Origin of the sequence: Ralstonia sp. A12 (assembly GCF_000801955.1) — a bacterium.
Lineage (GTDB): Bacteria > Pseudomonadota > Gammaproteobacteria > Burkholderiales > Burkholderiaceae > Ralstonia.
Window position 1 is genome coordinate 96,698 of the sequence record NZ_JSZO01000007.1, and the last position, 20,495, is coordinate 117,192.

The window sequence follows — 20,495 nt, forward strand, 5'->3', positions numbered from 1 at the left end:
ACGCCCGCCCGTGGCTGCACTGGCGGGCGTTTTTCATGGCCGGTCGTGAATGGCCGGCATGCGCGGCATTGGGCGCGGGGAGGGTGGCGGCGCGCTAAAATGCGGGCCTTCCCCTGATTTGCTCCACAAGGCTTCGCCCATGAAAAAACGCGCCATTGTCCTGCTGTCCGGCGGGCTGGACTCCGCCACCGTGCTCGCCATGGCCAATGCCGATGGCTTTGAGACCTTCGCACTGTCGATGCGCTACGGCCAGCGCCATTCGTCCGAGCTGGACGCGGCCAAGAAGGTGGCGGCTGCGCTCGGCGCCGTGCGCCACGAGATCGTCGATCTGGACCTGCGCAAGTTCGGCGGCTCCGCGCTGACCGACGACAAGCTCGATGTGCCGACGGGAGGCGCACACGAGGGCATTCCCATCACCTACGTGCCGGCGCGCAACACCATCATGCTGTCGCTGGCGCTTGGCTGGGCTGAAGCCGTGGGCGCGCGCGACCTGTTCTTCGGTGCCAACGCGGTCGACTACTCCGGCTACCCGGACTGCCGCCCCGAATACGTTGCCGCTTACGAAACGCTCGCTAACCTGGCCACCAAGGCCGGCGTGGAGGGCGAACGCATCCGCGTGAACGCACCCATCATCGCCATGACCAAGGCGGAGATCATCCAGACCGGCGCGCGACTGGGTGTCGACTACGGCATGACCGTGTCGTGCTACAAGGCCGACGACGACGGCCGTGCCTGCGGCGTGTGCGATTCGTGCCGCATCCGCAAGGCCGGCTTTGAAGCGGCCGGCGTGCCCGACCCGACGCGCTACGTTTGACGTCATGCCCGAACTCGATCTCAACGCGCTGTCCCACACTGTGTTGTGGGCGACCTTTGCGCTCACATTCGTTTTTGGCGCGCTCTTGCAGCGCACGCACTTCTGCACGATGGGCGCGGTGTCCGATGCCATCAACATTGGCGACTGGAGCCGTATGCGCATGTGGGTGCTGGCCATCGGCGTCGCCATGATCGGCACTGGGTGCTTAAGCTGGCTCGGCCTGATTGATACGAGCAAGACCATCTACACCGCGAGCAAGCTGCTGTGGCTGTCGTCGCTGGTGGGCGGGCTGCTGTTCGGTTTCGGCATGGTGCTGGGCTCGGGTTGCGGCAGCAAGACGCTGGTGCGCATCGGTGGCGGCAATCTCAAGTCGGTGGTGGTGTTCGTGTTTCTCGGGTTGTCGGCGTACATGACGCTCAAGGGTGTGTTTGGCGTGGTGCGCGTGGCAACCGTCGACAATGTCGCGATGACGCTGTCGACCGCGCAGGACCTGCCAAGCGTGCTGGGTCATGCGTTGTCCGTGGACGTGCGTACGTTGCGTCTGGCGCTCGCCCTGGTGATTGGCGGGGCGTTGTCGCTGTGGGCGCTGCTGGGGCGTGATTTCCGCACGGTCGACAACCTGCTCGGGGGCGTGGGCGTCGGGCTCATTATCGTGGCCATGTGGTACGTGTCGGGCCACCTCGGCTATGTGCAGGAAGACCCGAATACGTTGCAGGAAGCATTCGTCGCCACCAACAGCGGCCGCATGGAGGCGCTGAGCTTCGTTGCCCCCGTGTCGTACACACTGGAGTGGTTGATGTTCTTCAGCGATACGTCGCGCGTGCTGACGGTAGGCATCGTGAGCGTGCTGGGCGTGATTGCTGGTTCAGCCGTGGTGGCGCTCGCTACACGCACGTTCCGCTGGGAAGGTTTTGCCAATGCCGAGGACACCGGCAATCACATCGTCGGCGGCATCCTGATGGGCGCGGGCGGTGTGACCGCGCTGGGCTGCACGATCGGGCAGGGGCTGTCGGGCGTGTCGACGTTGGCGATCGGTTCGTTCATCGCGTTGGCGGGCATCCTGATTGGCGCGGTGCTGGCGTTTCGCTATCAGATGTGGCGGATGGAACGCCTAGTCTGACAGGCGTTGACAGAATCGCGGTTATCTCCCTATAATCGCGGTCTTTGGGGTCTTTAGCTCAGTCGGTAGAGCAGTAGACTTTTAATCTATTGGTCGCGGGTTCGAATCCCGCAGGACCCACCAAATTTCAGAGGGCTCGACAGCAATGTCGGGCCCTTTGTCTTTTGTGCGGCGCTATCCTGCGCGTGCCACTCTCCGGTCTACGCTCATGTCCTTGCGTCTCTACCTCGCCGGCCCTGATGTCTTCCGCCCGCAGCCAGTTGCACATGGCGAATTGCTCAAGGCGCTGTGTGCGGAATTCGGCTTCACCGGCCTGTATCCACTCGACAACGCCATTGCCCCGCAAGCCGACGGCCCAGCGACTGCCGCCGAGATCTACCGCCAGAACATCGCACTGATCGACTCGGCCGACGCCGTGATCGCCAACGTGGCGGACTTTCGCGGCCACGAGCCCGACTCCGGCACCTGTTTTGAAATCGGCTACGCCATCGCACGGGGCAAAGACGTGTGGTGCTACAACGTGCCTGCCGTGCCGCTTATTGCGCAGGTGCCGAACACCCAGGGCAATGATGCCGACGGCTGGTCGGTGGAAGATTTCGGCTTGCCGCGCAACCTGATGCTCGCCTGCAGTAGCCACTTGGTTGAAGGCGACGCGCGCGCGTGCCTGGAGCGCATGCGCGCGTATTACGCGAGCGCGTAGTTGCGCAGACCGCATATGCGCGCGGTCGATTTGCGTATGCGGATTGCTTCCTTCAGGGCGATCGGGCCTGTCCGTATAGTGCCTGCACCGGATGACCCACCGGACGAGGCACCGCATGAAGCTCGACGACCTGCATCAACTCCCCGATCTCACACACCTGCTGGCTGAGCTGGCCGCCACCGCAGCACAACGCGATCAGCAAGGCGGCCATGCTGCGCATGAGAAAGCCGCCATTGCGCGTGCCGGTTTGCTGCCGTTGGTCATTCCTACGCAGTACGGTGGCGCGGGCGTCGGCTGGGCCGATGCCTTTGCCGCCGTGCGCGCCATCGCCGCGGTCGACAGCTCGCTCGGACATTTGTTGGCTTTCCAATACCTGCAGACCACCACGGTGTACCTGTACGGCTCCGATGCGCAGCGCGAACGCTTTTTGCGCCCGACTGCCGAGCTGGGTTGGTGGTGGGGCAATGCCGTCAACCCGCTCGATCATCGGCTGCGCGCGCAGCGTTCCGGCAGCGGCTGGGTGCTCGACGGCGAGAAAGGTTTCTGTTCAGGCACGCTGGGTTCGAACATGATGGTGGTGTCAGCCCATGACGAGGCGAGTGGCAAGACCGTGATTGCCGTGGTGCCGACGGCGCGCTACGGCATCACGGTGCGCGACGATTGGCATCCGATTGGCCAACGCCAGACCGATAGCGCCACTGTGCAGTTCCGCCATGTACAGGTCAGCGAAGACGAGGTGCTCGCAGGGCCTGAGAACGTCTTCACGCCGTATCAGACATTGCGCTCATGCGTTGCGCAGAACGTGCTGGTCAATCTCTACACCGGTATTGCCGCGGGTGCGTTGGACGAAGCGCGCAAGGTCATGCTGCACGCATCGCGGCCGTGGCTTACGTCTGGTGTGGAGCGTGCGGCGGACGACCCCTATCAGATTCAACGCTTTGGCGAGATGCGTGTGCAGTGGCTCGCCGCAGAAGCCCTGGCCGATCGCGCCATCCAACGGCTGGACCGTGCCTGGCGCAAGGGTGCTGCGCTCACCGCCGACGAGCGCGCCGAGGTGTCGCTCGTCACGGCCGAGGCCAAGGTGGCGGCCCATCGCGCGGCGTTGTTCATCAGCCAGGAAATGTTTGAGGCGACGGGCGCGCGGTCGACCAAGGCCGCACTCGCACTGGATCGCTTCTGGCGCAACGCGCGCACGCACACGCTGCATGATCCGCTCGATTACAAGCTGCGCGCCATCGGCCGCTATGCGCTGGAAGGCATCCTGCCGGACGCCACGGTGTACGGTTGAGCGCCTGAACGTGTATTGATCTGCGCTTTCCTTCGTTGGCACGTGGCCGGCGCGGGCGGTGTAATGTGGAATTCGTTCGCTGCCGCGTGCCTACATCATGTCCGACGTTGCTTTCGCCACTCCGGCTGCCCCAGAGGCGCCTGCCGTTCACACCGCCCGTTTCCACGTTCGTCGTCTGCCTGATGCGCCACTCGGCGCCGAGATTCTGGGTTTGGCCGACGCAGCCGACTTGTCCGACGCCGACATCACCGCGATCCGCCAGGCGTGGCTTGCGCACGATGGCTTGCTCGTCTTTCGCGACGTACAGCTCACGCCGCAGTCGCAAGTCGAGTTCAGCCGCCGCTTCGGTCCACTGCAGGTGCACGTGCTCAATCAGTTTCATCTGGCGGAGCATCCGGAAATCCTGGTCGTCTCCAACGTGGTTGAGAACGGCAAGCCGATCGGCCTGGGGGATGCGGGGCGCGACTGGCATTCGGATCTTTCATACAAGCCGCTGCCGAGCCTGGGCTCGCTGCTGCTGACGCGTGAGTTGCCGGAGGAGGGCGGCGATACGCTGTTCGCCAACATGGTCCGCGCATTCGAGACACTGCCCGCTGAGCTCAAGCGCGTGATTGAGGGGCGCCGCGCGGTGCATTCGTACGTGTACCGCTACGAGCGCCTGCGCGCGCTGTCGACCTGGCGTCCGGCGCTCACGCAGGCACAGTGTGATGCTGTGCCGCCGGTTGATCATCCGGTCGTGCGCACGCATCCGGAGACGGCCAAGCGTGCGCTCTTCGTCAACGAAGGCTTTACCTCGCACATCCTCGGGCTGCCGGAAGACGAAAGCACCAGCGTGCTCGAACAGCTCTTTGCCCACAGCATCCGCGCAGACAACGTCTACACGCACCACTGGCGCGCGGGCGACATGCTGTTCTGGGACAACCGCTCGACCATCCACTTCGCGCCCGGCTGCCCAGACACGTATCGCCGCACGCTGCATCGCACGACGATCGAAGGGGATGTTCCCGTCTAAAGCCCCGCCTCGCGCAGACGCGCGTCAATGTTCGCGAGCGTGAGCGTCTGTGCGAAGAGTCGTGCGAGGGATTGGCTTGCGTGCTGCGATACCACGTCTGCACTGGCCCAGCGGTACGCATCCATCTCGGGGATCAGGCGCCCCGTGTGATAGCTGTTGAACATCGAGGTGCACGTGAGCGCGTCGAGCACGACCTCGGCGCGGCGCAGGCGCGTGGCGAACAGATGCAGCTCCTTGTCGCGCCGGAGTGGAACGCGCCCAAGTTCGACGAGCGTGTGGCCATCGAGCACAAGGCCGGTCTCTTCGCGTGTCTCGCGCAATGCGGTGTCGCGGTAGTTCTCGCCGGGTTCGGGGGCACCTTTGGGGATGTCCCAGTGGCGCGTTTCGGTGGCGTGGGCGAGCAGGACCTCAGCGTCTTCATTGAGCAACACGAGGCCGCAGGACAGGGCGATCGGCATACTATTTGCCCCCGCCGCGCTGCACGATGCGTGCGCTCAGCAACTGGTGGTCGCGGCTGAACAGGCGCCGGTACGCGAGCAGCACTGCCGCCACCGTGCCGAGCCCCGAAGACGCCGCCAGCAAGAACATGATGACGATCTGGTAGCGCACGGCCTCCAGCGGCGACTGCCCGGCCAGCACCTGGCCCGTCATCATGCCCGGCAGGCTCACCACGCCGACCACGGACATCTGGTTGATGATCGGTGTCATGCCGGCACGCACGGCGGTGCGCGCCGCATTGCGTGCCGCTTCCCAGCGCGTGCCGCCCAGCGCGAGCACCGTCTCCACCTGATCGCGCGTGGCGATCAACTCACCGGTCATACGCTCCAGCGCCAAGCCCACGCCCGTGAGCGTGTTGCCGAGGATCATCCCCATGATCGGAATCGCGTACTGCGGTTCATACCACGGCCGCGCATGCAGGATGACGATCAACCCGATCGCACCGATGAGCCACGTGCTGCCGAATACCGACAGCGCGCCATCGATCCGTAGCCCAGCGTAGCCGCGTGCGCCACGGCTGCCGGTGGCGTGCCCTGCAATCAGCGTCATGACGGCAACCACGCCCAGCACCACCACCCAATACGCGTGGGCGAACACCCATTCGAGCACGAAGCCGATTGCCAGCAATTGCACCACGGTGCGTATGGCGGCCCACGCGAGGCGCCGCTCCAGCCCAAGACCCAGCCCGATCGATAGCGCACCGTTCACGAGGATGAGTGCCGCCGCAATGCCGACCTGCCAGGCGGAGAGCGTGAGGTCCTGCCCGTTCATTGGGTTGCCTCGGCATTCAGTCGGCCGGCTTCCATGCGCCAGTGCTGCTGGCCGACGCGCACGGCCTGCGCCGGGTCGTGCGTGATCCACACCCAGGCGTGCCGGTCGGGTGCCTGGGCAAACCAATGCTGCAGCAGGGCTTCAATCGCACGCGCGGAGGCTGGGTCCAATGCGGCGGTCGGCTCGTCGAGCAGCAGGACGGAGGGGCTGGTTTGCAGGGTGCGGACGAGCGCGGCAATCTGTGCCTCGCCGCCAGAGAGATCGGTGGCGGTTTTGTCTAGAAAGCTCGCATCGCGCTCGGCGCGGGTCAGCATGGTGATGGCGGCTTCGCGGTCAAACGATGCGTTGCCGTGGCGTGCATGCAGCTGATAGGGCAGACGCAGGTTGTTTTCGACCGTACCCGGTAGCAACGCGGGGCGCTGGCGTACGTAGGCGACCTGGCAGCGGTAGGCCGGAACGGCGCGCCCAGCAATCGTTTCACCGCGCCATGTCACATGACCGTCATCGACCGGGTCCAGCAGGGCCAGCGCCCGCAGCAGCACGCTCTTGCCTGCGCCCGACGGGCCGGTGAGGGCAATGCGCTCGCCCGGGCGCACGGCAAGCGAAGTCGGGTGCAGCAGCGTGGCGCCGGTGCGCGCATCGCGGCGGCGGAGGTCGGTGGCAGTCAGCATGATGTGGGGCGGGTGTGTTGCATACGGTACGGCATCAATGCAGCGCTTTTATGCATTATGCATATGAGCGAGTGTGGTGATCCTCCGTCGAAATCTCTCCGGTGTGTGCGTGCGCGATTTGCGGCGACCGCGCGGCTGCGCGATTCGCGTGCCATGCGGGTTGCTCCCTACACTGAACAGACGGTGCCGAATGCCTTAGCACACAGCGGATGTCGGACGAATCCGACATCGCATTCAGTGACGGGAGGGTCGCCATTTGCGCACGCCGGGCATAGGATCGAATCATCACAAGAAGCGATGGAGGGCGCCATGGAGACTGAAAAGATTCAGGTGGCGCACCCGTGGTGGCAGCCTGGGGTTTTTGCGTCGGCCCCGGCGATCTTTCTGTGGGTCTGTGCCCAGCTTCCTGCTGACATGCTCGGCGATATTTTCCATGCGGGCACGTCGCCCGATTCTCTCGCGCATGTTGGTGACACGCTATTCGTGATCGGCTGGACGGCCAGTGGCGTGTTGATGTGGCATGGCCGCCGGCGTGTTGCGCATGACGCCGAGGTGACGACGCTGGCCGCGGCAGAAGCGGCTCCCATGTTGGAGCCCGTTGCACATCCGCATGGCCTGGCTGGGCTGCGTCAAAGCATGGCCCGCCGCTGGGAGCGCATGCGGCATCCGATCCCGTTGCATTGACACGGATCTGCCACAAAGAAGAAAGGCCGGAGTGATCCGGCCTTTTTGTTGGGCATCGTCAGGAGGTGCTACCCGGGATGATCTCATTTGCCTCATCGTCGGGGGTCGCGCCGGCAGGCGCCGCGTCGGGGTCCTCGCCTTGCGCTTCCTGCCACTTGCGATAGCCCCACCATGCGGCCCCGGCCACCAGCCCCACTTTGCCGAGCCGGCGTGTGATGCGGCCGATCACGGTGCGGCGCAGCCCTGCATAAGCCAGTGAGAGTGCCGTACCGACCAGCGGATACTCACGTGCAATGCCCAGCGCGCGCATCAGGCCGTTCGGGCGGGCCAGCGGGCGGATCAGGCTCGGTAGCAACGCACCAAAGCCACCCAGGCTGAACGTGCGACTGGTTGCACGGCTCACATCGTTGCGGGCCTGTGCGTAGTCATAGCGCTCAAGCGCAGCGCGCGTGAGCAGCAGCTCCTTGCGCACGGCCAGCGGCAAGCGGCCCTCGGCGCCACGGCGGGATGGCCGCACATGGTGTCGTGCACTGCTCGCAGGTTCGTGTTCGGGCACTGGAGACGACGGCGTCGGTTTAATCGGATCGGTCATCGGCGCAGGATCTCCCGGTCTTTGTCGAGCTCGGCCAGCGTGGCCTCGAACAGCGGCGGCGCATTGCGCAGCGACGCACGCACCTTCCACAGACAGCCCGCTGCGCCCAGCGCGTAGAGCACGGCCATCACGGCCAGTGCCTGCCAACGGTAGGTGTCCCAGAACAGGATGGCGATGAGCGCCGTGAGCGTCATGATGGACAGCGCGATCAGGCTGACTGCCAGCATGCCCAGGAAGGCTGCGCCGAGCAGCCGGTCTTTTTCTTCGGCCAGTTCTACGCTCGCCAGTTCGAGCCGCGTCTGCAGCATCGAGACGACCGTGCCGGCCAGTTTCTTCAGGGAGGCAAACAGCTTCGGGCTGGTGTCGTCGGTCATGAAGGTTCCGGAGGAGACGAGGCGAGACGCGTGACCGCCACTACAAAACAGCACGCGCCACACCCATGGCGGGACCGCCAGAATGCAACTGGCCGATGGCGCGAACCGTTAAAGGGCGCGCCATCGGCCAGGAAGGGGACTTCGGATTACTTGCGGTTCAGCAGCAGACCGATCAGCAGGCCCACGCCCGCTGCCACGCCCACGGCTTGCCAGGGATGATCGTGAACGTAGTCATCGGTGGCGCGTGCGGCCGCCTTGCTCTTGTGGACGACGGCATCTTGCAGGTCCTGCGCCTTTTCCTTGGCTTGGCGCAGCATGCCCATGCCGCGCTCGCGCAGCTCGGCGGCTTTTTCACCGCTGGAAGAGGCGGCTTGTTTGAGCAGGGTTTCGGCGTCGGACAGAACGGTCTTCACGTCGGTCATCAGTTTCTCCTTATTGACGGATTCGGCCAGGTTGGGGGAAGTGTTCGTCATGGTCGGGTCCTTGGTATCGGGGTGGTTCAATCGTCAATATGTCGACGCGCTTATTCGCTAGCATATGTGTGGGCGTTGCGAAACTTCAAGCGCTCACGTCGCGCACGCTGCGATGGATCAAGGCCTCGGTCATTGTCCGGCAATGTGCGCGTGCCTTCCACCGTTCTGCCAGCAATTGCCACGCCAAATGACGAAAAGTGATGTTGTTGTGAATTTATAGTCGTTTTGGTTGGATGGCAATCTGGCTATAGTGGTTCCCAATCAGTGTATGGAGGACACGATGTCTCTACGTTTGGGCGATATCGCCCCCGATTTTGAGCAAGATTCCAGCGAAGGCCGCATCAAGTTCCACGAGTGGCTGGGCAATAGTTGGGGCGTGCTGTTCTCGCACCCAGCGGATTTCACCCCGGTCTGCACTACCGAACTGGGGCTGACCGCCAAGCTCAAGGAAGAGTTTGCCAAGCGCAATGTCAAGGTTATCGCCCTGTCGGTGGACCCGGTCGATTCGCACAAGAAGTGGATCGACGACATCAACGACACGCAAAACACCACGGTCAACTTCCCGATCATTGCCGACCCGGACCGCAAGGTTTCGCAGCTCTACGACATGATCCACCCGAATGCGAGCGAAACCTTTACCGTGCGTTCGCTGTTCGTGATCGACCCCAACAAGAAGGTTCGTCTGACGATTACGTATCCGGCTTCGACGGGGCGCAACTTCAACGAGGTGCTGCGCGTGATCGACTCGCTGCAGTTGACCGAGTATCACAGCGTGGCCACGCCGGGTAACTGGCAGGATGGCGATGACGTTGTCATCGTGCCGTCGCTCAAGGATGAAGAGGTCATCAAGCAGAAATTTCCGAAGGGCTACAAGGCGTTGCGCCCGTACTTGCGCCTGACGCCGCAGCCCAACAAGTAACCGGCTCCTTGGTAGTGTGATTGCCGCCCGGCCCTCGTGCCGGGCGTTTTTTGCATTTGTGCAAACGATAACGTGCGCTGCCAAAACAAAACCGGCCAGCCCTTGCGGGTCTGGCCGGTTTGTCTTTTGTGGAGACGGTTCAGTGCGCGATCAGATCGCCCAGCCGCCTGCGTAGAACGCGACCAGCGCCAGGGCAATCGCCACGGTGCCGATGTTCAGCTTGCGCCATTCACCAGCCACCAGGCGGCCGATCACCAGCGTAGCGAAGCCGAGCATGATGCCGGTGACGATGTTGCAGGTCAGCACGATGAACACGGCGCAGACCAGGCCGGACAGCGCGTCGACCATGTCGTCCATGTGCAGCTTGCTTACGCTCGACAGCATCAGCAGGCCGACGTACATCAGCGCCGGCGCCGTTGCGTACGACGGCACCAGGCCAGCCAGCGGCGAGAAGAACATCACTGCCAGGAACAGCACGCCGACCACGACAGCCGTCAGGCCCGTTTTGCCGCCGGCAGCCACGCCCACCGTCGACTCGATGTAGGCCGCAGCCGGAGCACCACCGAAGAATGCCGAGAAGATCGAGCTGATCGAATCGGCCGTCAGAGCACGGCCACCGTTGATGATGTGGCCCTTGTCGTTAAGCAGACCAGCTTGACCAGCCACAGCGCGGATCGTGCCGGTGGCGTCGAACACAGCGGTCATCACCAGAGCCAGCACAGCGGGCAGCACGGTAGCGGAGAGCGCACCGCGGATGTCCATCGCGCCGATCAGCGAGGCATGGCCCGGCGAGCTAAGCGAGGGCAGGGCGAAGATGCCGGTGAACTTCACGGCCGGGTCGAAGATCAGGCCCAGTGCCGAGATGCCGACGATCACGATCAGGATGCCGCCCGGTACACGACGACGCTCCATACCGAAGATGGCGGCCAGACCCAGTACCGACATCATCACCGGGAAGGCGGTGACATGACCCAGTGCAACGGGCAGGCCATCACCGGCGTTCTTGACCACCAGACCGACGTCGTTGGACGCGATCAGCAGCAGGAACAGGCCGATACCGATACCGGTGCCGTGTGCCACGCCCGAGGGCAGGTTGCGCAGAATCCACGAGCGCACACCGGTGGCGGAGATGGCGGTGAAGACAACCCCCATGAGGAAGACCGCGCCCAGCGCCACGCCCGGCGTGAGCTTCTGGCCCAGCACGAGGCCGAAAGCCATGAAGGCAGTGAGCGAGATCGCGCAGCCGATGGCGATGGGCAGCTTGGCCCACAGACCCATCAGCAGCGAGCCGAAGGCGGTGGTCAGACACACTGCAACGAACACGGCGCTGCTATCGAAGCCTGCCTTGCTCAGCATGCCAGGCACGACAAACACGGCATAGACCATCGCCATGAAGGTGGTGATACCAGCCACTACCTCGCGCTTCTGGGTGCTGCCGCGTGCAGAAATCTGGAAATAACGATCAACCTGATCGTGGGTAGGCGCATCCGCGATGCCAGCGGCGCCAAGTTCCGTCGTCGACGGAATGGACTGTTCAGCCATGGTGGGTTGTCTCCTGGCAGAGCTCCGCGCTGACCGGTTTTTCGGAACCGTCAACGTGAGGCGCCCTGTTCTGGTTTTGGTTCGGTGCGGGTGCCTGCGTACGCGCGCTGGCATTCTCCAGACCGTTGTCTCGCGATTGGTTTTGTCGCGTGGCGCTGCAATCTACGTATGGATTGCGCACACGTTTTATCGGTGTGAGGGTGGCACCAGTGATTCGATCCGCTGGCACTTGGAGCGAAGCATAGACGGGCGCCCACGGCCGATTCATGCGGCGAGACGTATCCCGATCATTTGCAAATTTATATAACGCGGGGAAGACCACAGGGGAGAGAACGACAGTGCCCAGGACGGGCGAGAGGATGCGGCGGGTAATGCACGAGTGTGCACTAACCCGCCCAAAATGAAAAGCGCAATTAGAAGAATGCCTGAATACCCGTTTGTGCGCGACCGAGGATCAGCGCGTGAATATCGTGCGTGCCTTCGTACGTATTCACCACTTCCAGGTTCACCACGTGGCGGATCACACCGAATTCATCGGAGATGCCGTTGCCGCCCAGCATGTCGCGCGCCACACGGGCAATGTCGAGCGATTTGCCGCACGAGTTGCGCTTCATGATCGAGGTGATTTCCACGGCAGCTGTGCCTTCGTCCTTCATGCGGCCCAGGCGCAGGCAGCCCTGCAGGCCGAGCGTGATTTCGGTCTGCATGTCGGCCAGCTTCTTTTGCACGAGCTGGTTGGCGGCGAGCGGGCGGCCAAACTGCTTGCGGTCCAGCACGTACTGGCGAGCGATGTGCCAGCAGGCTTCCGCCGCGCCCAGCGCGCCCCACGCGATGCCGTAGCGCGCCGAGTTCAGGCACGTGAACGGGCCCTTCAGGCCGCGCACGCCGGGCATCAGGTTCTCTTCCGGCACGAACACTTCATCCAGCACGATCTCGCCGGTGATGGAGGTGCGCAGGCCGACCTTGCCGTGAATGGCCGGTGCCGTCAGCCCCTTCCAGCCCTTCTCCAGGATGAAGCCGCGAATCTCGTCCTCGCCGTTATCGTTCGGCAGCTTGCCCCACACGACAAACACATCGGCGATAGGCGAATTGGTAATCCACATCTTGGCGCCCGACAGCGAGAAGCCGCCGTCGACCTTCTTGGCGCGCGTGATCATCGAGGCCGGGTCGGAGCCGTGGTTCGGTTCGGTCAGGCCGAAGCAGCCGATCCACTCGCCGGTGGCCAGCTTGGGCAGGTATTTCTGCTTTTGCGCCTCGCTGCCGAATTCGTAGATCGGCACCATCACCAGCGACGACTGCACGCTCATCATCGAGCGGTAGCCCGAATCCACGCGCTCCACTTCACGGGCGATCAGACCGTAGCTGACGTAGTTCAGACCGGGGCCGCCGTACTGCTCGGGAATCGTCGGGCCCAGCAGGCCCAGTTCGCCCATCTCGCGGAAGATCGACGCGTCGGTCTTCTCGTGCCGGAACGACTCCAGCACGCGCGGCATCAGCTTGTCTTGGCAATACGACGCGGCGGCGTCGCGCACCATGCGCTCGTCGTCGGTCAGTTGTTGGTCGAGCAGCAGGGGATCGGCCCAGTTGAAGGCGTTGCGAGCAGTCACAGCAGTAGTCTCCGAGTCTTTGTAGTTCCGAGATACGGAACACAGTTTCGAAATTTAGAGCTATCATAGCGCAACCACCGACGATTTCCAGGGCTTTTTTGCCATGAGCACAACCCGTCTCCCCGAAGCGGAATTCGATACTGGCGATCACCGAGGCGAAGGTGATCCGAACTTCGTCACCGCACTCGCACGCGGGCTGGAACTGCTGCGCGCATTCCGCCCCGGCGACACGCTGCTCGGCAACCAGGAATTCGTGCGCCGCACGGGCTTTCCCAAAGCCACGGTCAGCCGATTGGCGGGCACGCTGGTCTCCTTGGGTTACTTGCGTTACGACGAGGCGCTCGGCAAATACGGACTCGATGCCGGTGTGCTGGCGCTCGGCTTTGCCTACCTCGCATCGAGCGACGTGATCCAACTCGCGCGGCCGCACATGAGCGCGTTCGCACAGCGCCTGGGCGTGTCGATCTCGCTGGGTAAGCGGGACAAGTTGGACATGGTCTATCTGGAGACGATCCGTCACGACAGCCCGTCAATGAGCGGTTCGGCAGGACTGGGCGTGGGTTCGCGGCTGTCGCTGCTGTCGAGTTCAATGGGGCGGGCGTATCTGGCCTCGCTGCCGGCGGCAAAGCGCGAGCGTCTTTACGAGGCACTGCGCACGCAGCAGCCCGCGCAGTGGGCCGCAGAAGGTGCGGCAGCGGATGACGCAGTGAAAGCCGGCGTGCGCGATGGCTATGCCGTATCGCTGCGTGACTGGCATCCGGCCATCCACGCGTGTGCGGTGGCGTTCTTCGCGCCAAGCCAGCGCGAGCCGTACGTGGTGAGCTGCAGCGCGCCATACACGGCAGCCGATGCGGAGCGCATTCGCGACGAACTGGCACCCGCGCTACGAGAGTTCGCAGCGCGACTCGGCCAAGTGGTCGAGCCAGCCATGTAGTCCCCAGCGCGATCTACCAGAGATTGCTCCGACGACAGCATTGGCACCGCGATGGTTTGGCCGTTGATGCCCTAGATGGCGCCTTGAATTTCTGTTGCAGAGAGGAAAAAGAGTGCAGGCCTGTTTGAGCGAAGCGAGTTGCCTGCGCTCCCTCTCTGCGACATAAATTCAAGGAGTCTTTCGCCATCTCGGGCGCGCCTTTCTTTGCTTACTTTCTTTGGCAAGACAAAGAAAGTGAGTCAGCCCCGGCAGGGGATGAAACCAGGGATGGACCAACAACACCCATCACAAATCCGTCCGCAGCTTCCAAAGCTCCGGAAACAACACCACATCCAACATCTTCCGCAGGTAGCCCACGCCTTCGGTGCCACCCGTGCCGCGCTTGAAGCCAATCACGCGTTCCACCGTCGTCACATGCCGGAAGCGCCATTGACGGAACGCATCTTCCAGATCGACGAACTTCTCCGCCAGCTCATACAGCTCCCAGTGGTGCGTCGGATCGCGATAGACCTCCAGCCACGCGGCTTCCACTGAAGCGTTGTAGGTAACGGGTCGCGACCAATCACGCTCGATGCAATCCGCATCAAACGCAAAGCCGTGGCGCGCCATGTAGCGCACGGCTTCGTCATACAGCGACGGCGTTTCCAGCGCGGCTTTCACCTGCTCGTAATGCTCAGGCCGATGCGCATGCGGCTTGAGCATCGCCGCATTCTTGTTGCCGAGGATGAACTCGATCTCGCGGTACTGATACGACTGAAAGCCCGACGATTGCCCCAGGTGCGGGCGCATGGCCGAGTACTCCGGCGGCGTCATCGTGGCCAGCACGTTCCACGCCTGCACAAGCTGATCCATGATGCGCGACACACGCGCCAGCATCTTGAACGCAGGCGGCAAGTTGTCGTTGCGCACGCAGTCGCGCGCGGCGCGCAGCTCGTGGAGCATCAGCTTCATCCACAGCTCGGTGGTCTGGTGCTGCACGATGAACAGCATCTCGTTGTGATCCGGCGAGCGCGGGTGCTGCGCGTTCAGGATCTGGTCGAGCGCGAGGTAATCGCCATAGCTCATCGACTGCGAGAAATCGAGCTGCGCGTTGTGCCAGCTTTCGCCTTCGTTGCCCTGTGCCGCGTGCATCGGGCAGCCCGATGCCACGGGCTTGATCGGTTCAATCGGATTCGACATCTCAGGTCACCAGCGTACGTTCGTTGAATTGGGTCGATTGCCACGCACCGGTTTCCAGCACGTCGCGCAGGATTTCCACGGCATCCCACACATCGGCAAAGCTCGTGTACAGCGGTGTAAAGCCGAAGCGCATGATCTGCGGCTCGCGGTAGTCGCCGATCACGCCACGTGCGATCAACGCCTGCACGACGGCATAGCCGTTCGGGTGTTCGTAGCTGACGTGGCTGCCGCGGATGGCATGGTCACGCGGCGTGGCCAGCGTGAGCGGGAAGCCTGCGCAGCGCGTTTCCACCAGCGTGATGAAGAGGTCGGTGAGCGCCAGGGACTTGGTGCGCAGTGCGGCCATCGAGGTCTGCGCGAAGATGTCGAGCCCGCATTCGACCATCGCCATCGACGTGATCGGCTGCGTGCCGCAAAGGAAGCGGCCGATGCCCGCGTCGGCGTCGTAGCGCGACTCCATCGCGAACGGTCGTGCGTGGCCCCACCAGCCCGACAGCGGTTGCCAGAAGCGCTCGCGCAGCGCAGGTGCCACCCACACGAAGGCCGGCGAACCCGGGCCGCCGTTCAGATATTTGTAGGTGCAGCCGATAGCGTAGTCCGCGCCGCCTGCGTGCAGGTCCACCGGCACCGCGCCGGCCGAATGCGCCAGATCCCAGATGGCCAGTGCGCCGTGCTTGTGTGCCAGCGCCGAGACGGCGGCCATGTCATACATGTGCCCGCTTTTGTAGTTCACGTGCGTGAGCATGGTCACGGCCACGTCGTCGCCGAGTGCCGCTTCCAGTTCGTCAGGCGAGTTGATCAGGCGCAGCTTGTAGCCGTCGCGCAGCAAGTCGGCCAGGCCTTCCGCGATGTACAGGTCGGTCGGAAAGTTGTGCGTTTCCGAGACGATGATCTTGCGGTTCGGTGCGTCTTCGCGCTGCACGCGAATCGCGGCGGCCAGCACCTTGAACAGGTTGATCGACGTGGTGTCGGTGACGACCACTTCGTCTTCGCGCGCGCCAATCAGCGGGGCGAGCTTGTTGCCCAGGCGGCGCGGCAGTTCAAACCAGCCAGCCGAATTCCAACTGCGGATCAGGCCGTCGCCCCATTCATTGGCGACGACTTCCTGCGCGCGGGCGAGCGCAGCCTTGGGGCGGGCGCCGAGCGAGTTGCCGTCTAGGTAGATCACGCCGTTGGGCAGTGCAAAGGCGTCACGCAGCGGGGCGATCGGGTCGGCCGCGTCGCGTTCGAGACAGGAGTTGCGGGTCAAAGTCATGGTGAGCGTGGGGGCGGTGAAATCGATGGGTGTTCTGAGGATCAGGGCAGGCTGCGCAGCACGGCGCGCACGGGGCTCGCATCGAGCGTGGCGAACTTGAGCGGGAGGGCGATCAACTCGTAATCCCCGGCAGGCACCGCGTCGAGCACCAGCCCTTCGAGGATGGCGAGCCCGTGTTTGCCGACGGCGTGATGCGCGTCCATGGTCTTGGAGGTCTGTGGGTCGAGCGAGGCGGTGTCGACGCCGATCAGCTTGACGCCGTGCGCGGCCAGTAATTCGACGGTCTCGGGCGCGACGGCAGCAAAGTGGTCGTCCCACTCGGTCTGCGGCATCCGCGCATACGTGCGCAGCAGCACGCGCGGCGGCGCGTCGGCCAGCGCATCGCGCACATGCTCCGGTTCTACACGCGCTACGCCCACGCAGTGGATAACCCGACAGGGGCCGAGGTAAGCATCCAGCGGCACCTGCCCGATGGCGGCGCCGTTCGCGTGGTAGTGCAGCGGCGCATCGGCATGCGCGCCGGTGTGCGGCGACAGCGTGATGCGCCCGACATTGACCGGGCAGTCACCTTCAAGCTTCCACGCAATTTCCTGCGAAAACGGCGTATCGCCAGGCCAGGTGGGCGTGGCGGTCGAGAGGGCGGGGCTGATGTCCCACAAAGTGCGTTCCAAGGCGGCTCCCAGGCAGAAAACGCAGGTGAAAAAGCGTGAATCCGTGCCGGAATGATAGGGAAATCCACGCGCAATGGGTTTGCATATTCGTGCGTGTAATTTCGTTGGTTTCACATAAAATTCAACGTATCAACGAAATCACGCAAAGAACCACGACAGATGCAACTCGATACCACCGATCTGCGCATTCTCCAGGTCTTGCAGGAAGACGGCCGCATCAGCAACCAGGACCTGGCCGAGCGCGTGGCGCTGTCGCCATCGGCCTGCCTACGGCGGGTGCGCATGCTGGAGGAGGGCGGCGCCATCACCGGCTACCGGGCGCAACTGGGCCGTGCGGCGCTGGGGCTGGAGCTGGAGGCCATCGTGCAGGTGTCGATGCGCCAAGACGTGACCGGCTGGCACGAGACCTTCATGGCCGCCGTGCAGAGCTGGCCCGAGATCGTGGCCGCTTACATCATCACGGGGGATTGCAACTACATCTTGCGCGTGCAGGCGCCCAACCTGCAGCACTACTCGGAGTTCATCATCGAGCGGCTGTACAAGACGCCGGGCGTGATGGACATCCGCTCGAACATCGTCCTGCGTACGATTAAGGATCGCGACGGTGGCCTGGCGCTGCTGATGGAAGCGCGTGGCGTCCGCCCGCTGGAGGCCGGCGCTGGCAAGCGCGGCAAGGCTGGCTAGTTTCTGACGCGGATCAATCCCCTACGGCCGGCATGCGCGGATAGTGGCCCTGTGTTGTCGACCGGAGCGGGCCATGGCCAAGAAGTTTCCGCTGCATCCTGTGCACCCCGAGCGCATCTGCTGGGGCTGCGACAAATATTGCTCAACCGACGCATTGGGCTGCGGTAACGGCTCGGGCCGCACGCAGCACCCCGCCGAACTGCTCGGCGACGACTGGTATGCATTCGGGGATTGGGGCATCGAAGCGCAGGCGCCGCGCAAGGCGACCACTCCCGCGTGATGTGACGAGCTACTTGCCGATCTGCGTGAGCGACGAGAATTCGCCGCGATGGAACACCAGTGGCGCACCGTCCGGCGCAACGACGCCGCAGCGTTCGACCTCGCCCACGAAGATGACATGGTCACCCTCGTCGTAGCGGCTGCGGTTATGGCATTCGAACCACGCCAGTGACTGCGCGAGGATCGGCAGGCCGGTCGGGCTCAGGGTGTAGTCGACGTTGGCGAAGCGGTCGCCCTTGAGGGTGGCGAAGCGCTTGCACAGCTCCAACTGCTCTGCCGCCAGGATGTTGATCACGTAATGCGAGCCGGCGTGGAACAGCGGAAACGAATTCGCCTGCATGCCCAGGCTCCACAGCACCAGCGGCGGGTCCAGCGACACCGAGTTGAACGAGCTGGCCGTCACGCCGACAAACGCCGGCTGACCCGGGCCGCCTTCCGAGCGCGTGGTGACAACCGTCACGCCAGTCGCAAACTGGGACAGCGCGTGCCGAAAATGGGCCGCATCGAAATCAGGCGGGGCAGCGCTGCCATGCGCCGAAGGCTCGCGCGCGGAAGATTCGCTGTCGCGCGCATCCATGGGAATGGCTCCGTGGTGGTCCATGCAAACTACCGAAAGTAATGCTCAATTGTAACGGACACGCGATAGCCCGACCCGTCGATAGGGCCATTGGTGGGCTACTGGGTGATTTGGTGCCCGCATGTCAGGATGAGCGCCTTCGTCCGACCAATGGCAGCCCAATCAACCTCGCAGGAGAACCCAAATGACCGAACAACGCACCTTTGAGACCGCCGTGCTGGGTGGAGGCTGCTTCTGGTGCCTGGAAGCCGTCTTCCAGCAGGTGCAGGGCGTGCGCAGCGTGGTGTCCGGCTATGCCGGCGGCCATGTCGATCACCCCAGCTACCGCGCCGTGTGCAATGGCGATACGGGCCACGTTGAAGTCGTGGCTGTGGAGTTCGACCCGGCGGTGATCCCGTATCGCGAGATCCTCGACATCTTTTTCGCCATCCACGACCCGACCACGCCGGACCGCCAGGGTAATGACGTTGGGCCGCAGTACCGCTCGGCCATCTTTGCGCAATCGCCCGAGCAGTTGGCGATCGCGCGTGATGCGATTGCAGCGCTGGGCGCCAGCGATATTTTCGAGGCTCCCATCGTGACCGAACTGCTGGATGCCGCTGACGGCAAGGTGACCTTCTGGCGTGCGGAAGACGAGCACCAGAACTACTTCCGCGATCACCCGGCGCAAGGCTACTGCGCGTTCGTCATCTCGCCCAAGGTGTCGAAGTTCCGCAAGCAGTTCGCGCACCGCTTGCAGGGCCAATAAGCAGGAAAGGGCCGGGGCTACGTCGCGTCCGCCGGCAGGCGTGCGGCGATGGCCTCGGCCAGTTTGATGCACGACAGCGGGGACGATCCTTCGGCCTTGTTGCTGACCAGGATCGTCACCTTACGCCCGGCAGCCAACGCGGCCACCGCCATGTCGGCCAGCGTCTCGCGCGAGAACGGGTCTTCGTCGACCAGCTTGTCGAACGGTTTGTAAGCCGCTTCGGCTTGCGCATAGCGATAGCGGCTGTTCAGGTTCCAGCGCACCACCAGCGGGCCACCCGCACCTTCATCCAGCAGCGCAACAGCCGCGGCTTGCCGATCAGCCGCCGGCATCCGCTCGTGCAGGCCCACGCAGTAACGCACGCCGGCCGCCCGCAGCATCTTGATGAAGCGTGGTGTGAGTAGCGTCGCGTCGCGCAATTCCACCGCATACACGGCGTCGGGATTGAGTTGCGGATCGAGTGGCGGCAGTGCCGCCAGGAAGGTTTCGAGCCGCTCCACAAAACCGGTGGCATCTTCAGCCAGCGCGCCCAGCGGCGACAACTGAAACACCAGCGGCCCGCACCGCATGCCGAGCCCACGCGTGGCCGGATCGACAAAATCGCGGATCGCAAATTCGGCGTTCAGGAAGGCGGGATTGGCCATCCGACCACGGCCGTCCGATTCGCGAATCCACGCATCGCATACGGCGGCCGTCGCCTTGACGGCAAAGCGGAAATCTTCCGGCACGCTGGCCGCGTAGGCCACGTAATCCGCCAGCGGAATCGGCGAGTAAAAGCCGCGATCGATGCTGACCGTGCGCAGCAGCGGATGCTGAGCATAGGCCGTGAGCCCTTTGCGCGCGAGCATCGACTCGGAATACTCGCCTGCATACACCAGCCCATTCCACCCCGGGTACGACCACGACGACGTGCCAATGCGCAGTCCGCGTGGCAGGCGCCGCGCGAGCGCCGCCACCTCAGGCGCAACCGTGGCGGGCTGCACGCCCTGGCGGGTGGGGGAACGCTTGGGTTTGGATACGGGCTTGACGGATTCGGCGGCCGCGTTGTCGCTGGGTGCGGGCGGCGCGCCGAACAGATCGTCGATAGGTGAACTGGCGGTCAA

Annotated in this window: 24 protein-coding genes and 1 tRNA gene; 12 read left to right on the top strand and 13 right to left on the bottom strand. The window is 63.9% G+C overall.

What is annotated here, in order from left to right:
• The first annotated feature begins 139 nt into the window (after positions 1-139).
• From queC to PI87_RS10575, 6 genes are all read left to right on the top strand, one after another.
• Positions 140-814 (top strand): 7-cyano-7-deazaguanine synthase QueC, encoded by a 675-nt coding sequence (gene queC, locus PI87_RS10550; protein WP_039597661.1) that lies wholly within the window; start codon positions 140-142, stop codon positions 812-814.
• Between the two features lie 4 nt (positions 815-818).
• Entirely contained in the window at positions 819-1,934 is a 1,116-nt protein-coding gene (locus PI87_RS10555) for a YeeE/YedE family protein (RefSeq protein WP_039597662.1), read from the top strand.
• A 47-nt stretch (positions 1,935-1,981) separates the two neighbouring features.
• A tRNA-Lys gene (locus PI87_RS10560) sits at positions 1,982-2,057 on the top strand.
• Between the two features lie 85 nt (positions 2,058-2,142).
• Positions 2,143-2,634 (top strand): nucleoside 2-deoxyribosyltransferase, encoded by a 492-nt coding sequence (locus PI87_RS10565; RefSeq protein ID WP_039597663.1) that lies wholly within the window; start codon positions 2,143-2,145, stop codon positions 2,632-2,634.
• A gap of 115 nt (positions 2,635-2,749) precedes the next feature.
• The gene (locus tag PI87_RS10570) at positions 2,750-3,922 is read left to right on the top strand and encodes an acyl-CoA dehydrogenase family protein (RefSeq protein ID WP_039597664.1); all 1,173 of its coding nucleotides are present in this window, start codon (positions 2,750-2,752) and stop codon (positions 3,920-3,922) included.
• Positions 3,923-4,019: 97 nt separating this feature from the next.
• Positions 4,020-4,934 (top strand): TauD/TfdA dioxygenase family protein, encoded by a 915-nt coding sequence (locus tag PI87_RS10575; protein WP_039597665.1) that lies wholly within the window; start codon positions 4,020-4,022, stop codon positions 4,932-4,934.
• Here the strand turns inward: PI87_RS10575 and PI87_RS10580 are convergent.
• From PI87_RS10580 to PI87_RS10590, 3 genes are read right to left on the bottom strand one after another with little or no spacing between them, the layout of a single operon-like run.
• Positions 4,931-5,392, bottom strand: coding sequence for an NUDIX domain-containing protein (locus PI87_RS10580; protein WP_039597666.1), 462 nt, complete (start codon positions 5,390-5,392; stop codon positions 4,931-4,933). The two genes, PI87_RS10575 and PI87_RS10580, sit on opposite strands and share 4 nt — an antisense overlap.
• A 1-nt stretch (position 5,393) precedes the next feature.
• Positions 5,394-6,203 carry an ABC transporter permease gene (locus PI87_RS10585; protein WP_039597667.1) on the bottom strand — a complete coding sequence of 270 codons (810 nt, stop codon included), beginning with the start codon at positions 6,201-6,203 and terminating at the stop codon, positions 5,394-5,396.
• Entirely contained in the window at positions 6,200-6,874 is a 675-nt protein-coding gene (locus tag PI87_RS10590) for an ABC transporter ATP-binding protein (RefSeq protein WP_039597668.1), read from the bottom strand. Before PI87_RS10590 ends, PI87_RS10585 begins: the two co-directional genes overlap by 4 nt.
• A gap of 309 nt (positions 6,875-7,183) precedes the next feature.
• Here PI87_RS10590 and PI87_RS10595 point away from each other — a divergent pair, with 309 nt between their 5' ends.
• On the top strand, positions 7,184-7,558 hold the full coding sequence (locus PI87_RS10595) for a hypothetical protein (RefSeq protein ID WP_039597669.1): 375 nt from the start codon (positions 7,184-7,186) through the stop codon (positions 7,556-7,558).
• 58 nt (positions 7,559-7,616) lie between these two features.
• Here PI87_RS10595 and PI87_RS10600 read toward each other — a convergent pair whose 3' ends face one another.
• The 3 genes from PI87_RS10600 to PI87_RS10610 form a co-directional block, all read right to left on the bottom strand.
• Positions 7,617-8,150 (bottom strand): DUF3318 domain-containing protein, encoded by a 534-nt coding sequence (locus PI87_RS10600; RefSeq protein WP_039597670.1) that lies wholly within the window; start codon positions 8,148-8,150, stop codon positions 7,617-7,619.
• The gene (locus PI87_RS10605) at positions 8,147-8,524 is read right to left on the bottom strand and encodes a phage holin family protein (RefSeq protein ID WP_039597671.1); all 378 of its coding nucleotides are present in this window, start codon (positions 8,522-8,524) and stop codon (positions 8,147-8,149) included. Before PI87_RS10605 ends, PI87_RS10600 begins: the two co-directional genes overlap by 4 nt.
• A gap of 146 nt (positions 8,525-8,670) precedes the next feature.
• Positions 8,671-8,997, bottom strand: a complete 327-nt coding sequence (locus PI87_RS10610; RefSeq protein ID WP_021195215.1) for a DUF883 family protein — start codon at positions 8,995-8,997, stop codon at positions 8,671-8,673.
• A 280-nt stretch (positions 8,998-9,277) separates the two neighbouring features.
• Between PI87_RS10610 and PI87_RS10615 the strand changes: the two genes are divergently transcribed.
• Positions 9,278-9,916, top strand: a complete 639-nt coding sequence (locus PI87_RS10615; protein ID WP_039597901.1) for a peroxiredoxin — start codon at positions 9,278-9,280, stop codon at positions 9,914-9,916.
• 150 nt (positions 9,917-10,066) lie between these two features.
• Here PI87_RS10615 and PI87_RS10620 read toward each other — a convergent pair whose 3' ends face one another.
• Both PI87_RS10620 and PI87_RS10625 read right to left on the bottom strand, forming a co-directional pair.
• A complete protein-coding gene (locus PI87_RS10620; protein ID WP_039597672.1) occupies positions 10,067-11,458 on the bottom strand; it encodes an NCS2 family permease in 1,392 nt (463 codons plus the stop codon).
• A gap of 413 nt (positions 11,459-11,871) precedes the next feature.
• Positions 11,872-13,065 (bottom strand): acyl-CoA dehydrogenase, encoded by a 1,194-nt coding sequence (locus tag PI87_RS10625; RefSeq protein WP_039597673.1) that lies wholly within the window; start codon positions 13,063-13,065, stop codon positions 11,872-11,874.
• A 103-nt stretch (positions 13,066-13,168) separates the two neighbouring features.
• Here PI87_RS10625 and PI87_RS10630 point away from each other — a divergent pair, with 103 nt between their 5' ends.
• Complete coding sequence (locus PI87_RS10630) at positions 13,169-13,999, top strand: IclR family transcriptional regulator (RefSeq protein ID WP_039597674.1); 831 nt, start codon at positions 13,169-13,171, stop codon at positions 13,997-13,999.
• A gap of 285 nt (positions 14,000-14,284) precedes the next feature.
• Here PI87_RS10630 and kynA read toward each other — a convergent pair whose 3' ends face one another.
• From kynA to kynB, 3 genes are read right to left on the bottom strand one after another with little or no spacing between them, the layout of a single operon-like run.
• A complete protein-coding gene (gene kynA / locus PI87_RS10635) occupies positions 14,285-15,130 on the bottom strand; it encodes a tryptophan 2,3-dioxygenase (RefSeq protein ID WP_052321491.1) in 846 nt (281 codons plus the stop codon).
• A gap of 49 nt (positions 15,131-15,179) precedes the next feature.
• Positions 15,180-16,433: a kynureninase gene (gene kynU / locus PI87_RS10640; RefSeq protein WP_039597676.1), complete on the bottom strand. Its 1,254-nt coding sequence runs from the start codon at positions 16,431-16,433 to the stop codon at positions 15,180-15,182.
• 41 nt (positions 16,434-16,474) lie between these two features.
• The gene (gene kynB, locus PI87_RS10645) at positions 16,475-17,104 is read right to left on the bottom strand and encodes an arylformamidase (RefSeq protein ID WP_039597677.1); all 630 of its coding nucleotides are present in this window, start codon (positions 17,102-17,104) and stop codon (positions 16,475-16,477) included.
• A 159-nt stretch (positions 17,105-17,263) separates the two neighbouring features.
• On the opposite strand from kynB, the gene PI87_RS10650 reads away from it, so the two are divergent.
• Positions 17,264-17,788 carry an Lrp/AsnC family transcriptional regulator gene (locus tag PI87_RS10650; RefSeq protein ID WP_039597678.1) on the top strand — a complete coding sequence of 175 codons (525 nt, stop codon included), beginning with the start codon at positions 17,264-17,266 and terminating at the stop codon, positions 17,786-17,788.
• A gap of 73 nt (positions 17,789-17,861) precedes the next feature.
• Positions 17,862-18,068: a DUF3079 domain-containing protein gene (locus tag PI87_RS10655; RefSeq protein WP_039597679.1), complete on the top strand. Its 207-nt coding sequence runs from the start codon at positions 17,862-17,864 to the stop codon at positions 18,066-18,068.
• A gap of 9 nt (positions 18,069-18,077) precedes the next feature.
• Here PI87_RS10655 and PI87_RS10660 read toward each other — a convergent pair whose 3' ends face one another.
• Complete coding sequence (locus PI87_RS10660) at positions 18,078-18,644, bottom strand: flavin reductase family protein (protein WP_039597680.1); 567 nt, start codon at positions 18,642-18,644, stop codon at positions 18,078-18,080.
• A 184-nt stretch (positions 18,645-18,828) separates the two neighbouring features.
• On the opposite strand from PI87_RS10660, the gene msrA reads away from it, so the two are divergent.
• On the top strand, positions 18,829-19,392 hold the full coding sequence (gene msrA, locus PI87_RS10665) for a peptide-methionine (S)-S-oxide reductase MsrA (RefSeq protein ID WP_039597681.1): 564 nt from the start codon (positions 18,829-18,831) through the stop codon (positions 19,390-19,392).
• A gap of 17 nt (positions 19,393-19,409) precedes the next feature.
• On the opposite strand, the gene PI87_RS10670 is transcribed toward msrA, so the two are convergent.
• Complete coding sequence (locus PI87_RS10670) at positions 19,410-20,495, bottom strand: DUF72 domain-containing protein (RefSeq protein ID WP_039597682.1); 1,086 nt, start codon at positions 20,493-20,495, stop codon at positions 19,410-19,412.